The sequence below is a fragment of the Taibaiella lutea genome, assembly GCF_008629695.1.
Taxonomy (GTDB): domain Bacteria; phylum Bacteroidota; class Bacteroidia; order Chitinophagales; family Chitinophagaceae; genus Taibaiella; species Taibaiella lutea.
This window is the reverse complement of record NZ_VWSH01000002.1, coordinates 512,461-528,410: the sequence shown is the minus strand read 5'-3', so window position 1 is coordinate 528,410 and position 15,950 is coordinate 512,461. Positions and strand designations below refer to the sequence as shown.

The 15,950-nt window shown below is 40.8% G+C and carries 6 protein-coding genes; 3 read left to right on the top strand and 3 right to left on the bottom strand.

Annotation, left to right across the window (positions count from 1 at the left end):
* Positions 1-131 precede the first annotated feature (131 nt).
* Both rpoC and rpoB read right to left on the bottom strand, forming a co-directional pair.
* The gene (gene rpoC, locus F0919_RS09365) at positions 132-4,454 is read right to left on the bottom strand and encodes a DNA-directed RNA polymerase subunit beta' (RefSeq protein WP_150032485.1); all 4,323 of its coding nucleotides are present in this window, start codon (positions 4,452-4,454) and stop codon (positions 132-134) included.
* Between the two features lie 196 nt (positions 4,455-4,650).
* Positions 4,651-8,478 (bottom strand): DNA-directed RNA polymerase subunit beta, encoded by a 3,828-nt coding sequence (gene rpoB, locus F0919_RS09360; protein ID WP_150032484.1) that lies wholly within the window; start codon positions 8,476-8,478, stop codon positions 4,651-4,653.
* A 485-nt stretch (positions 8,479-8,963) separates the two neighbouring features.
* On the opposite strand from rpoB, the gene lnt reads away from it, so the two are divergent.
* The 3 genes from lnt (at position 8,964) to F0919_RS09345 (ending at position 15,042) form a co-directional block, all read left to right on the top strand.
* On the top strand, positions 8,964-10,463 hold the full coding sequence (gene lnt / locus F0919_RS09355; protein WP_150032483.1) for an apolipoprotein N-acyltransferase: 1,500 nt from the start codon (positions 8,964-8,966) through the stop codon (positions 10,461-10,463).
* A 27-nt stretch (positions 10,464-10,490) separates the two neighbouring features.
* Positions 10,491-12,263 carry a T9SS type A sorting domain-containing protein gene (locus F0919_RS09350; RefSeq protein ID WP_150032482.1) on the top strand — a complete coding sequence of 591 codons (1,773 nt, stop codon included), beginning with the start codon at positions 10,491-10,493 and terminating at the stop codon, positions 12,261-12,263.
* Between the two features lie 517 nt (positions 12,264-12,780).
* Positions 12,781-15,042 (top strand): T9SS type B sorting domain-containing protein, encoded by a 2,262-nt coding sequence (locus F0919_RS09345; protein WP_150032481.1) that lies wholly within the window; start codon positions 12,781-12,783, stop codon positions 15,040-15,042.
* A 92-nt stretch (positions 15,043-15,134) separates the two neighbouring features.
* Here F0919_RS09345 and F0919_RS09340 read toward each other — a convergent pair whose 3' ends face one another.
* Positions 15,135-15,905, bottom strand: a complete 771-nt coding sequence (locus F0919_RS09340) for a PASTA domain-containing protein (RefSeq protein WP_150032480.1) — start codon at positions 15,903-15,905, stop codon at positions 15,135-15,137.
* Positions 15,906-15,950: the final 45 nt, after the last annotated feature.

Here is a 15,950-nt window from a genome sequence, read left to right as displayed (position 1 = left end):
GATTTTTTAGCGGGCAAACATACATTATTTAACAGAAAAAAAAGCACATAGCCAAATTACAAAACGGGCCGCCTTTCTCAAAGCGACCCGTTTGTAATTTGAAATTTTATACCTGAATTTACCGAAGATTATTATTCTTCATCATCAAATTCAAGAACGTCTTTGCTGGCAAGCAACAATTCGTACTCTTCTTTAGAACCAACAATCATTTCGTTGAAGTCACGGTTACCGGTACCTGCAGGGATTAAGCCGCCGGTGATAACGTTTTCTTTCAAGCCTAACAAATTGTCAGATTTACCTGTGATAGCCGCAGTTGACAATACTTTGGTTGTTTCCTGGAAGGACGCTGCTGAAATCCAGCTTTGTGTTCCAAGTGAAGCCTTGGTAATACCCAACAACAACGGTGAAGATGTAGCAGGTTGTGCATCGCGGTGTTCCACAATTTTCTTGTCGTTACGACGCAGAGAACTGTTTTCTTCACGGATTTCACGAAGGGTTACAATCTGACCCGGATGTAATTTTTCAGAGTCACCTGAATCCAACACTACTTTCTTATCGTAAATCCAGTCATTTTCGTTCATGAAGTCGTTCTTATCAACAGTATCGTCTTCTAAGAAACGGGTATCGCCCTGGTCAATGATTCTTACTTTACGCATCATCTGACGAACGATAACTTCAACGTGCTTATCATTGATTTTCACCCCTTGTAAACGGTAAACTTCCTGAATCTCGTTAACAAGGTATTCCTGTACAGCGTGTGGTCCTTTAATGGCAAGGATATCGCTTGGCGTGGTAGAACCATCGGAAAGTTGGTTACCTGCTTTGATAAAGTCACCATCCTGAACGGTAATCTGACGGGACAACGGAACAAGATACTTTTTAACCATACCTTCTTTCGCTTCAACCATGATTTCACGGTTACCACGTTTGATACCGCCAAAGCTTACAACACCGTCAATCTCGGCAACTACCGAAGGATTGGATGGGTTACGTGCTTCGAACAACTCTGTTACACGCGGAAGACCTCCGGTGATATCTCGTGAACGTCCCATTACACGTGGTATTTTCACAAGAACCTGACCGCTTCTTACTTTATCGCCAACGCTTACGGCAATGTGCGAGCCAACCGGTAAGTTGTATGTTTTATTTTCTTTTCCTTCTACAATGATAGACGGAATCTTGGTTTTATCTTTCGTTTCAATAACCACTTTCTCGCGGTGACCTGTCTGCTCATCGGATTCTTCACGGAAAGTAATACCTTCCAATACGCTTTCAAAGTCAATGGTACCATCCTGCTCGGAAATGATAACGGCGTTAAACGGATCCCATGAACAGATTGCATCGCCTTTCTTCACTTTCTGGCCATTCTTTACTTTCAGGGTAGAACCGTAAGGAATGTTATTGGTAATCATCAGGCGGTCATTTTCCATATCCATGATACGCATCTCACCTGTACGACCGATAACTACATTCACATCTTCGCCTTCATCGTTAGTATGTTTGGTTGTACGAAGACCGTCAAACTGAACGGTACCGTCAAACTTGGCATACATGGTAGATTCAATTGCAGTAGAAGATGCCGTACCACCAACGTGGAAGGTACGTAGTGTCAACTGTGTACCCGGCTCACCGATGGATTGCGCTGCAATGATACCAACTGCATCACCTTTTTGTGCGTGGTAACCTGTTGCAAGGTTTTTACCATAACACAATGCGCAACATCCGCGTTTAGATTCACAAGTCAATACGGAACGTATTTCTACAGTTTCGATACCTGCTTCTTCAATAGCATTGGCAACGTCTTCGTCAATTCCTGCACCTGCAGCAACGATTAATGTATTTTCATGCGGATGGTAAACATCATGCAATGAAGTACGTCCTAAAATACGGTCGAATAATGGTTCTACGATTTCTTCGTTGTCTTTCAACGCAGAAGTTGCAAGGCCACGCAATGTGCCGCAATCCACTTCGTTGATAACAACATCCTGCGCAACGTCCACCAGACGACGGGTAAGGTAACCCGCATCTGCCGTTTTCAATGCCGTATCCGCAAGACCTTTACGCGCACCGTGGGTAGAGATAAAGTACTCCAATACCGACAAACCATCTTTAAAGTTTGCAAGAATCGGGTTCTCAATGATTTCAGAACCTGATGAACCACTACGACGCGGTTTAGCCATCAAACCTCTCAAACCGGCCAACTGTTTTACCTGTTGTTTACTACCACGCGCACCTGAATCAAGCATCATGTAAACAGAGTTGAAACCTTGCTTATCTGTTGCCATCTCATGAATCAACGTTTCTGTTACGCGGGTATCCACACGCGACCAGATATCGATGATTTGGTTATAACGCTCGTTGTTGGTGATAAGACCCATGTTGTAGTTTTCCCAAACTTCATCCACTTCTTCCTGCGCACCTGCCACTAATCTTTCTTTTACTTCAGGAATAGTAAGGTCATTGATGTTAAAGGAAAGACCACCACGGAATGCCGTACGGAAACCAAGTGTCTTGATATCATCCAGGAACTTAACAGTCTGAGGGATATTAGAGTTCTTAAGAATTGCACCGATAATTTCACGCAATGATTTCTTAGTCAAAAGAGCATTTACGTAACCGTTATCTTTTGGTACAAACTGGTTGAACAATACACGACCAACTGTAGTTTCGATTAACTTATATTCTAACTGGCCGTCTTTACCGCGAACCCAGGCTTTAACCCTGATCCATGCGTGAAGGTCAGCTCTTCCTTCATTGTTTGCAATGATAACTTCTTCAGCAGAGTAGAAGGTTTTGCCTTCGCCTTTGATGGTTTCGGTTTCGTTGCTTCTTTTACCTTTTGTTAAATAATACAAGCCCAATACCATGTCCTGAGAAGGAAGCGTGATTGGCGTACCATTTTGAGGGTTAAGAATGTTATGAGAGGCAAGCATCAGCAATTGGGCTTCCATGATTGCAGCGTTGCTCAAAGGCACGTGAACGGCCATCTGGTCACCATCGAAATCGGCGTTGAACGCAGAACATACCAATGGGTGCAATTGAATCGCTTTACCTTCAATCATTTTTGGCTGGAAGGCCTGAATAGACAAACGGTGCAACGTAGGGGCACGGTTCAGCATTACAGGGTGACCTTTCAACACATTTTCAAGAATATCCCAAACAACGGCTTCTTTACGTTCTACTAATTTCTTGGCAGATTTCACCGTTTTAACGATACCTCTTTCAATTAATTTACGGATGATAAACGGTTTGAATAACTCTGCCGCCATATCCTTAGGAATACCGCACTCATGCAAAGCCATTTCAGGTCCTACAACGATTACAGAACGACCGGAGTAATCCACACGTTTACCCAACAAGTTCTGACGGAAACGACCTTGCTTACCTTTCAATACATCGGAAAGGGATTTCAAAGCACGTCCACCTTCAGCTTTAACGGCGTTGGATTTACGGGAGTTATCAAACAGGGAATCTACCGCTTCCTGCAACATACGTTTTTCATTACGTAAGATTACTTCAGGCGCTTTGATTTCCAATAGTCTTTTCAAACGGTTGTTACGGATGATAACACGACGGTAAAGGTCATTAAGGTCGGAAGACGCAAAACGGCCACCATCCAATGGAACCAACGGACGTAACTCAGGTGGAATAACAGGGATGTATTGCATCACCATCCACTCAGGTTTATTTTCTACGCGTGTGTTTGCATCACGGAAAGCTTCCACAACACCAAGACGTTTTAAGGCTTCTTGTTTACGTTGTTGTGAAGTTTCGTTTGCTGCAGCATTACGAAGATCATAAGACATCTGATCCAGGTTCAAACGGCTCAATAAGGACTGAACTGCTTCAGCACCCATTTGCGCGATGAACTTATTTGGATCATCATCAGGTAAATATTGATTTTCTTTTGGCAAAGCATCTACGATGTCCAGATACTCGTCTTCTGACAATAAAGCCATGTAAGTATCTTCACTATCCTTCATGCTCAGTTTCTGACGGATAAGCTCTTCAGCTTCACCTGCCTGAACTACAACATAGCGTTCGTAGTAAACAATGCTTTCTAATTTTTTGGAAGAGGAGCCCAAAAGGTAACCGATTTTATTCGGCAAGCTTTTGAAATACCAGATATGAACAACGGGAACCACTAATTTAAGGTGGCCCATACGCTCGCGACGTACTTTCTTCTCTGTAACTTCTACACCACAACGATCGCAGACGATTCCTTTATAACGAATACGTTTGTACTTTCCGCAATAACATTCGTAATCCTTAACGGGTCCGAATATTTTTTCGCAGAAAAGACCATCACGCTCAGGTTTGTAAGTACGATAGTTTATAGTTTCAGGCTTCAACACCTCACCATAAGAACGATCAAGGATTCCATCGGGGGAAGCCAGACTAATCGTTATTTTATCAAAACCGGATCTTGGTCGGTTGTCTTTTTTAATTGCCATTTTAGCAAAGGAATTTTAAAAAGATTTTAAAAATATTTTTATCAGGGACAATATATTTTTGAGTAACCCCGGAAATATATTGTTTCAAAAAATCAATTCAGTTCAGTAACAATAGTTGAGGCTCTTTTTATTTTTTCCCGCAGCATCACAGCGATGCCGCAGGAATTTTATTTATGATGACTCAATGTTTCATTACTTATTTTGCCGGGTCTGTATCGAAAGTCAGTTCCAGACCTAAGCCGCGTAACTCATGAACCAATACGTTGAATGATTCAGGAATACCTGCTTTCGGAATGTTGTCGCCTTTAACGATAGACTCATAAGCTTTGGCACGGCCTACAATATCATCTGACTTAATAGTCAATAATTCTTGTAAGATGTTAGATGCACCGTAAGCCTCAAGAGCCCAAACCTCCATCTCACCAAAACGCTGACCACCAAACTGAGCTTTACCACCCAATGGTTGTTGCGTAATAAGAGAGTATGGCCCGATAGAACGTGCGTGCATCTTATCGTCAACCATGTGGTGAAGCTTAATCATATAGATGATACCAACCGTAGCTTTCTGGTCGAAACGAACACCGGTTTCACCATCATAAAGATAGGTGTGACCAAATGAAGGCAAACCTGCTTCTTCGATATAATGTTTGATTTCATCACCGGAAGCACCGTCGAAGATTGGAGTTGCAAAACGCAAACCTAATTTTTCACCGGCCCATCCAAGAATGGTTTCATAAATCTGACCCAAGTTCATACGGGAAGGTACACCCAGCGGATTCAATACGATATCAACCGGCGTTCCATCTTCCAGGAACGGCATATCTTCTGCACGTACAATCTTGGCAACGATACCCTTGTTACCGTGACGGCCCGCCATCTTATCACCTACTTTCAACTTACGTTTAACAGCAAGGTAAACTTTAGCCAGCTTCAATACACCTGTCGGTAACTCATCACCAATAGACAAATTGAATTTTTCGCGTTTGTAGCGACCTAATTCTTCATTGTATTTGATGTTGTAGTTATGCAACAATTGGTTTACCAAATCATCTGCTTCCTGCTCGCCTGTCCAACCTAATGGATTTACATTCTGGAAGTCAACAGAGTTCAATACTTTGGAAGAGAACTTGCCGCCTTTAGAGATAACCGGTTCGCCATAAGTATTGGTAACACCTGCAGATGCTTTGTCAGCAAGCAATACACCCAATTTCTCCAATAGAAGCTTTTTGATTTCTTCTACGTTTACGTTGTGTACTTTTTCAATTTTCTCCAGTTCACCTTTCTCTTTCACTTTAGCGTTCTTATCTTTCTTGGCGCGTTGGAACAATTGCTTGTCGATAATAACACCTTCTACAGACGGAGAAGCTTTCAGAGAAGCATCTTTTGCATCGCCCGCTTTGTCACCAAAGATGGCACGCAATAGTTTTTCTTCCGGAGTAGGGTCAGATTCACCTTTTGGTGTGATTTTACCGATAAGGATATCTCCTTCGGTAACTTTTGCACCAATGCGGATAATACCGTTTTCATCCAAATCTTTTGTAGCTTCTTCAGAAATGTTCGGAATATCAGCAGTCAGTTCTTCTTCACCTAATTTAGTATCACGTACTTCCAATTCATATTCATCAATGTGAACTGATGTAAATAAATCTTCGCGTACTACTTTTTCATTGATTACAATCGCATCCTCAAAGTTGTAACCTTTCCAAGGCATGAACGCTACTTTTAAGTTACGTCCCAATGCCAACTCACCGTTTTGCGTAGCATAACCCTGAGTTAAGAAATCACCTTCAGCTACTTTCTGACCTTTACGTACCGCAGGGCTCAAGTTGATACTTGTACTTTGGTTGGTCTTTTTGTATTTCGTTAATTTATAAACTTTCAAATCATCTTCGAAAGAAACAAGACGTTGTTTTTCGCTGCGGTCATAACGAACATGAATTTCGTTAGCATCAACATATTCAACAACACCTGTACCTTCAGCGTGAATCTGGATACGTGCATCGCGAGCTGCTTTGCCTTCCAGACCGGTACCTACAATCGGAGCCTGCGGACGTACCAATGGAACTGCCTGACGTTGCATGTTCGAACCCATCAGGGCACGGTTGGCATCATCATGCTCCAGGAACGGAATCAGGGAAGCTGACAAACCAACAATCTGGTTTGGCGCCACATCCATGAATTCTACTTCACCCGGATCCAAAATAGGGAAGTCACCTGTTTCACGCGATTTAATTTTATCTTCAAGGAACATACCTTTATCATCTAAAGGAACGTTTGCCTGTGCAATTTTTTTATCATCTTCTTCCTCTGCAGACAAGTAGTATTCGTTTTTCAAATCTACTTTACCACCTTTAACTTTACGATACGGTGTTTCGATGAAACCCATATCATTGATTTTAGCGTGTACGCAAAGGGTAGAAATCAAACCAATGTTTGGTCCTTCCGGTGTTTCAATGGTACAAAGACGGCCATAGTGAGAATAGTGAACGTCACGCACCTCGAAACCTGCTCTTTCCCTGCTCAAACCGCCGGGTCCAAGAGCGGAAATACGACGTTTGTGCGTAATTTCTGACAATGGATTGGTTTGGTCTAAGAATTGGGATAACTGGGAAGTACCGAAGAAAGAGTTGATTACAGAAGAAAGCGTTCTTGCGTTAATCAAATCGATTGGAGTGAAGACCTCGTTATCACGAACGTTCATACGCTCACGGATGGTACGGGCCATACGGCTCAAACCAACACCGAATTGTGCATATAATTGCTCACCTACTGTACGAACACGACGATTGCTCAGGTGATCGATATCATCAATCTCGGCTTTACCGTTTGAAAGGCGTACCAGATATTTGATGATGGCAATGATATCTTCTTTAGAAAGAACTTTCTTTTCGTTGGCAAGATCCAGCTCCAGTTTACGGTTGATTTTGTAGCGACCTACTTCGCCCAAATCGTAACGTTTGTCAGAGAAGAATAATTTTTCAATGATACCACGTGCAGTTTCATCATCCGGCGCATCACTACCACGTAACTGGCGGTAGATATGCTGAACGGCTTCTAATTCTGAGTTGGAAGTATCTTTATTCAAAGTGTTGTAGATGATGGAATAATCACCGCTCAACTCTTCTTTTTGTATATAGATAGAATCTGTTCCCATTTCAATAATGGTATCCAGATGTTCTTCGCTCAATACACTGTCACGCTCAAGGATAACCTCGTTACGCTCGATAGAAACAACTTCACCGGTATCTTCATCCACGAAATCTTCTGTCCAGCTACGTAAAACACGCTCAGCCAAACGACGGCCTAAATTTGCTTCCAATGACTTGCGGTCGGTTTTCACCTCATCAGCCATTCCGAATAAGTTAAGGATGTCTTTATCATTTTCGAAACCGATAGAACGTAATAATGTAGTAACCGGGAATTTCTTCTTACGGTCGATGTAAGCATACATTACGTTATTGATATCAGTAGCAAACTCCATCCATGCGCCTTTGAAAGGAATTACACGGGCAGAATAAATTTTGGTACCGTTCGGGTGTGTACTTTGTCCGAAGAATACGCCGGGAGAACGGTGTAATTGAGATACAACAACACGCTCTGCACCATTAACTACGAAAGTACCGCGAGGTGTCATGTACGGAATGTTTCCAAGGAATACATCCTGTACGATGGTTTCGAAGTCAACGTGTTCTTCATCGTTACAGCTAAGACGCAACTTAGCTTTCAGCGGTACGGAATACGTTAAACCACGCTCCATACACTCTTCAATAGTGTAGCGGGGTGGGTCAATAAAATAGTCAAGGAATTCCAGAACGAAGATGTTACGCGTATCTGTAATAGGAAAGTTTTCCTTAAACACGCGGAACAATCCTTCTACGTCACGCTTATCGGGCGTGGTTTCGAGTTGGAAAAAGTCCTGAAATGACTGAAGCTGGATACCCAACAAATCAGGTGTAGCCGCTACATCATGGATTTTAGCGAAATTTACACGACCTGTTTGTGTGCGTTTTGTGACGTTAGACATAGTATTTTACACCTTGTTATTTGTAAAAAACAAAATATTCCCACTCCAAAAAGAAGGTTCTTTTTGAAATAGGTTTTAGCAATAAATTTTAAAAATTCTGGACCAATAGAAAATTTGCACGTGCGTTCTTCCCAATAAGGGAGAGCAAAGGTAAATATGTTTTAATTAATGAACAAATTTTTTGATAAAAAGAGGAGATGTAGAATGTTTAACATTTATTTAGCATTAAAAATAGTTTTAAAAATGTTAAAGTTAGATTTTTATGTTAAATTTATGATAAATAACGCAATTCCAGAGCCGAAATGAAGACATTTTGAAACAAAGCATTAAAAAAATGACATAAATCAATTGTCGATTTTCCAGCGTATTAACTTAAAAAACCAACTGATTAACGAATTCCCAACGTCTACTACATTAAATTGTTAAAGAGGATAAGAGAAAATAAAGTCCGGAAAGATTATATTGTGTTTATACACATTAAAACGATGAACTATAACTGCTTAAAAAAAGGCCTGTTTATCATTATTGCTGCGATTCTGTATGGGCTTGCATTGAATTTGGTTCAGTTTTATCTGGCCTGGATTTGTCTTATTCCATTTTTCATTGCTGTCAGGGATGACAAAAGGAAGGCTGCATTTTTTTCAGGTGCGTTTTTTGGTTTTGTGTTTTATTGCGTGATATATTATTGGATGCCTGTTGCGATTCTTACTATTTCAAGTGACAATATTCCGGGTGCAATTTTGGTGAGCTTGCTGGTTCCTGCAATTATGGCCATTTATTTTGGATTACTTGCATTGTGCTTTTCCATTCTTAAAACAAAAAAGAAGCCACTCTGGATTAATGCCTTTTTAATAGCTGCCATCTGGACAATAGGAGCTTTCCTGCTTTCAATTATTTTTTCAGGCATGCCGTGGTTTTCTTATGATATCGGTAATGCAATATTTGATAACCTGTACGCTATACAACCTTCGTCATTCGGCGGTATCTGTTTGCTGAATTTCGTTGTTGTTTTTGTAAATTATTTATTCGCCTTTTTCATACAACAAAGTCAATGGAAAAAGGCATTCATTCCTTTAGGCCTAATTCTTATATACATGGGAATCGGTTGGGGTATATTGCTTGATTTCAAAGAACGGGTTATAGTATCCGGGAAACCGGTGTCTGTAGCACTGCTGAGCGGGAATATTCCTCAGGATGAAAAATGGAATGAGGAGACTGGTAATTTTCTTGCAAAAAACCTATTGACGCTTAACGAATCTGCCTTAAATACCAGTCCGGATATTGTTTTGTGGCCGGAGGGAATTGTGCCATGGCCTTATCGTGCGGATGATGATTTATTAAAAGAAGTATTGAAAAGTTCTGCTTCTCATCCCGGGGTTTGTCATATAATGGGGATGAAAACGGAAGACAGCAACAAGAATATGTATAATTCGGCTTATTGCATTTTACCGGATGGAACAGTTAAAGGCAGGCATGACAAGCATTTCCTGGTTGCAATGGCTGAACGTGCAATGCCGTTTCTTTCATCTTCAGTATTAAAAAACAGTAAAGAGCGTAATTACTTCAAACCTGGAAACGACAATAGTGTAATAACTACTGCTCATGGTAAGATAGGAGTGCTTATTTGCAGTGAATTGTATGTTCCGGATGCAACAAAAAAGTGTATCGAAAACGGGGCTCAGATATTGGTAAGCCTTAGCGATGATGTATTGTTTGCCAAAGCTCCGGGAATAGTGAGTCATCAGTTTTTTAAGAACAGGCTACGGGCAGTGGAAGCGCGTAAAGACATAGCGGCGAGTTGCAATATGGGCATCTCAGGAATAATAGCTGCCACGGGAGAAATAGTCGTTATGAACCATCAGGAAGATGGATATACCCAAACAGCTATGCTTTATCCAAACAATTTTGTATCACCATGTTATTTTTTCAGCATATTCGTTTTATGTATTTCAGGTCTAATTATTCTTTTCTTCTGTTTTATTTAATCATCAAAACCAAAAAGAACCGCAATTATGAAATCATTTTTTCTCCCCCTCCTCTGTCTTCTCTTCTCTGTAACACAGTTGCATGCCATTATCATTACTACCCCTACTATAGGGCAGACGCAGTATAGATGGCGCAATGATGATGGCAATCAAACAACAGCAACCTGGAAAGCAGCGGTTAATGCTCCGGTAATTGCAACGGCAACCGACGTGCTGCGATTAAGAATTGAACTGGCAAATACAGGAACAGGCGCTGGCCCTGTAACACAAACATTGGAATATTCTTCAAATGGAGGTACCAGCTGGACTATAATGAATAATCCCGCTACCAATGCTTTCACTTATCAGGCAAGCACATTTGTAGCGAATGGAGCAAACACAACTCAGCAACTGCCTAATACAACCGCGGGCACTTTTTCAGCAGGAAGGGTTATATCAAATCCCGGAGCTGCCGTAAATCTAACTAATGGTAACAAGACAGAATATGAATGGGTAATCAGGCCGACTGCAAATGCAGCGCCTTCTACAACTTATATCTTCCGTTCTTCAGATCAACAGGCTGCTCCGACAGTTTCCCCTACCCTGACGATGGCATGCTCGGGCGCCCCGACCGCCGGTACAGTGAATGGACCGGCTTCGGTTGTTTGTAATACGCCGGCTACACTGAATCTGGCAGGGAATACAGCAGGACCCGGAATCAGTTATCAATGGCAATACACTATAACAGGGGCATGGATTGACTTTGGAAGCAATACCGATAATCAGGCTACACCTGCTATCGTCCAGGAAACAAAGTTCAGATGCATCGTAAAGTGTGTTTCAGGCGATGCAGATTCGACAGCGGCATTTTTAGTATCGCCGCAACCTTTAAATGTTGATCTCGGAGAAGATATCAATATATGCGTGGATAAAAACAGTTCTATCGTATTGGATGCAGGCAATCATCCGAATTCGCCTGTTTTCTTGTGGGACGATGAAAGCAGTAGTCAGGTAAGAGCAGTTAACACAAGCGGCACTTATAGTGTAGAAGTAACAGATATGTACACTTGCAGAGGCAGCGATACTATTAATGTTATACTCCGCGAAAATCCTGCTGTAGAATTAGGAAACGATACAACAGTATGCAACGGTATTGTACTTTCACTAAATGCAGGAAATGAAGGCATTGAATATTTCTGGAATACCGGACAGACGGGACAGACAATAGACGTTACATCAACGGGAGATTATAATGTATTTGTTACGAGTGCGCTCGGGTGTATTTCAACTGACACCATTCATGTAAGAATGCAGGGAGAGTTGCCGGGCATCCAGGGAATTCAGGTTTCAAATGATGGTTCGAAAAGGTTTTATTTTACAGCAGTTGACCCACAAAATGTCATAGGTTTTGATTGGGATTTTGGCGATGGTACTTTACACAGCTTTTCGGCTTCTCCATATCATGATTATGCAAATGCAGGAGATTATATCGTAAAATTACGACTAAGCAGTACTTGCGGATTTACGGATGATACATTAGCCGCCCACATTGTAGGCATTCACCAGATTAATGTAAGCAATGAAGAGCTTATAGCTTACCCAAATCCTGCTAAAGGCATTGTTACGTTGCTGAATAAGGGAAATCTGAAAATGCAGAGGGTTGAGGTTTATAATATATTGGGTCAGGTAATATACCACTCCAATGCTGATGCTAACGACAAACACACATTAGATCTAAGCAATGTTGCTGCAGGATCGTACACTATTGAAATCTATACGGACAAAGGAACTGTAGCAAGGAAAATTGAAGTAACAAGATAAAATCGGGAAGGTAATTCTCCTGTGAAATTAATAGTCTTTCCAAATAGCCCGGTTTACATCGGGCTATTTCTTTTATAAGATTGTTTACTGTTGATCTTAATGCTCTCTCATTTTTCTTACAAAAGAAAAGCGCTGCCAAAATTCCGGCAACGCTTTCTATATTACAAAGAAACACACACACAATGTTCATCTTATAAGACGAATAATATGTTGAGAATATTGGTCTGATTGTTATTAAATTTTCAACTTCTGATGAGTGAGTGTATTTTCTTGATGAATGTTAAGAATATTCATTCACTTGCACAGCATTCTGATCAGAGTTAATGGTTATCGTAATAAAATATAATGTTCAGCATAAACTCAAATAGCTCGAGATATAAAGTTTTCAGCTTTCGGGTGATAAATATTATTAAACTATTTTAAAACAAATGAGTCAGTCAATAAGTATTATCAATTGGTTTGTCATCTGTCCGTACCATTAAAATCCTTATCTTTATAAACTATCTTTTCCGTAATAATGAAAAAATTCTACATTGTCGTTTTACTTGCTATATGGTGTTCTTTAATCACAGGCAATGCAAATGCTCAGACAGCTGAATTCCTGCCTGACAACCAACCTGAACAAGATGCCTGCGGAGCAATCTGGTTATGTATTGATACCTTTTCCACTACAAATAGTTACCACGGTGTTGGCCAGGTGACTGAACCATACGAAGAATATGCTCACTGGCTTAAAGTAAAAATAGGTGCTCCCGGAAAATTGGTTTTTAAAATAAGGCCGAAACTTGTTAATAACACCTACGCAGACAACTACAATTTTTTTGTCTTTCAGCAAGATGGCGATAATTGCAGCGATGTGCAAAGTATGCAAGCAGTAAGAGGTAACAGCGCTCCTCCTGTTATTACTTTTTTTGGAGAAACAGGTTTGAATAATACAAGTACTTCTGAATTTTCCGGTACCAACACATTCAGCAAATACCTGGATGTTACATCAGGGCAGACCATTTATATTTTAATAAATAATTATGGCCCGACGAAACCAATCCCTTGTTTATGGGATTGCTATTTGCCTACCAGGGGTTACAAAATTGACTTTACAGGCTCTACCTGCACCTTTATAAAGGGAGGGCCGGCCTCCATTGATAGTGTAGGATTAAATTGTACTAATAACAAGTTTGTAAACCTTCATTTTTCCAAACCTATTTTATGCTCTTCCATTCAAGACCTTGCAAGCGATTTTGAGTTACCGAATGCCAATTTATACTTAGCCATCGGGGTTGGCTGCACTACCACAAACCTTGTAACGAATACGGTTCGTGTGGAATTTGCGCCGTACATCACCCAGCCCGGTAACTATGAATTAAAAATAAAAGAAGGCACCGACGGAAACACATTGGTTGATCTCTGCGGAGATCAGATTCCGGTCGGAGAAAAAATACCCTTTGTAGTGGGCGATTTTGATTCAAGTGTACTGTTGACATTATGCCCTTCACAAATGCCTTATAACTGGAATAACCAGTTAATCAATAACCCGGGTAATAATGTCAGTGAATTTACATCAACAAGCCTCATTGGTTGCGATTCGGTTTCAAGGTTAAGCATCCATCTTCAGGATACATTAAAAGGCAGTGTAACGCGGTTTATCTGCAGTGCCGAACTTCCTTATTCATGGAATGGCAATGTGATAAATGCTCCGGGACAAAATGTATCCACTTTTTACTCGTTGTCTGCCAATGGCTGTGATTCTGTTGCCACATTAAACCTTAATGTTATTTCCCCCCAACATCAGGCATTAAGCCTAAGCGGTTGCGGGTCCTTGATTTTTGAAGGCAATACTTTTGTGCAGTCCGCAAATATTATGGATACGGTCAAAAGTAATTTCGGTTGCGACAGCCTATACAGAAACATTAATATTACTATATTCCCGGCCATCAATCCGGTTACAATAAATATTGACACAGTCGGCTGCGGCTATATTACATTCAAAGATAGAATATATCGCGAATCCGGATTTTATACCGATACGCTACGCAGCGTGAATAATTGCGACAGCGTGTTTTTGAATTATCATATCATTGTATATCCCAACAGCCAGCCACGCAAAGCAGAAGAAATAGTTTCAGACTGCGATGTGGTTAATTATGAAGGAAAAACTTACCTGCAGGATACAACCATAACCACTTTATTAAAGACACAGTTAGGCTGCGACAGCGTGTTAAGAACTACACATATTGTTGTCAGAAATTTAGATCTTTCCATTGCAGCAGATCCGCCACAACCGGTTAAGGGCGACTATCTGGTTTTATCAGCGGTTGGAAATGTTCCTTTTGAAATCTTAAAATGGTTACCGGCAGATAATTTTGAAAACCAGGGAGCCAATCAGCAAAGCTTTATAATACAGCAGGAAGATTCTTTCTGGGTAATTGGCCGCTCAGAAACAGGTTGCATAGATACTGCCGTTATATTTCTTAAACCTGATTCTCTTATACCGGTTGCATTAATGCCCAATGCATTCACTCCAAACGGAGACGGGCTGAATGATGAGTTTCAACCTTTCTTCGTAAATAAAAGCGGCTATTTGGTAAAGCGTTTCCAGATTTTTGACAGATGGGGAAAATTGGTTTATCAGGCAAGTGCAACTAAAAAAGCAGCATGGAATGGTAATTACGGAAATGGTGAAAAACCGGCCAATGCAGGGACCTATTATTACTACATAGACATAGAATTCATTGACCATTCCAAGAAATCCTTTAAGGGCGAGATAACACTGATAAGATAGCTCGCCTCTGACGGGTATTATAGAAGCTATATAAATGAGAAACGGTAGAACTTTGTAACCAAAATTCTACCGTTTCGTTTATCTATATAAGTCTATTGTTCATCCATATTTTGTTTCACCCTGATGTCAACATTATCACCTTCGGAAATCTTATTAGGCTCGTTATATTCGTTAAAAGCTGCAGGTTGTTGTATATAAACAACAGAAGTAGTTGTATCCGATATAGTTCCGTCAAAAACAACCGTATAGTTCAGATTGCTGCCGCTTAGTATTGCCAGCGCTTCCGGATAAGAAAGACCGCTCAAATCGGGTACATTGATTTCTTTATTACCCAAACCGTCTCCGATAACCAATGTAATCTTGGAACCCTGCGGAATCATAGTACCGGGCGCAATGTCTTTGCCATTAAGCATTTGGTTCAATACGGCACCTTGTGCAATATCGGGCTTGAAAATGGTGTCGCCCAAAACCAGGCGATTGCTTACCAGCAACATTTCAGCGCTTCTGAATGACATGTTTACCAGATTTGGCATCGGCGTCTGCGGTGGCGTCAATTTATTTACAATAATGAAAATAGTCCGGCCTTTTTTTACGGTGGTGCCCCCTGCAGGCTGCTGACTTAAAATAATCAGCGCTTTTTGTTCGGGCATATAGGAGGAATCCACATCTACTTCAAATCCCTGCTGTTCAAGAATCGCAATAGATTCCTTTACACTTTTACCTGTTAAAACCGGAACGGTTACCTCTTTGCCATGGCCGGTTATAAAACCTAAAGAGGCAAAGAAAGCCCAGTATAAAACTGCGCAGATTACAGCGATGATGGCAAGATTACCTATAAATGTTTTTTGAAACGGTTTTGACATATTTTTTATTTATTAGTTAGTCGATAGTCATTAGTGCCAATATGT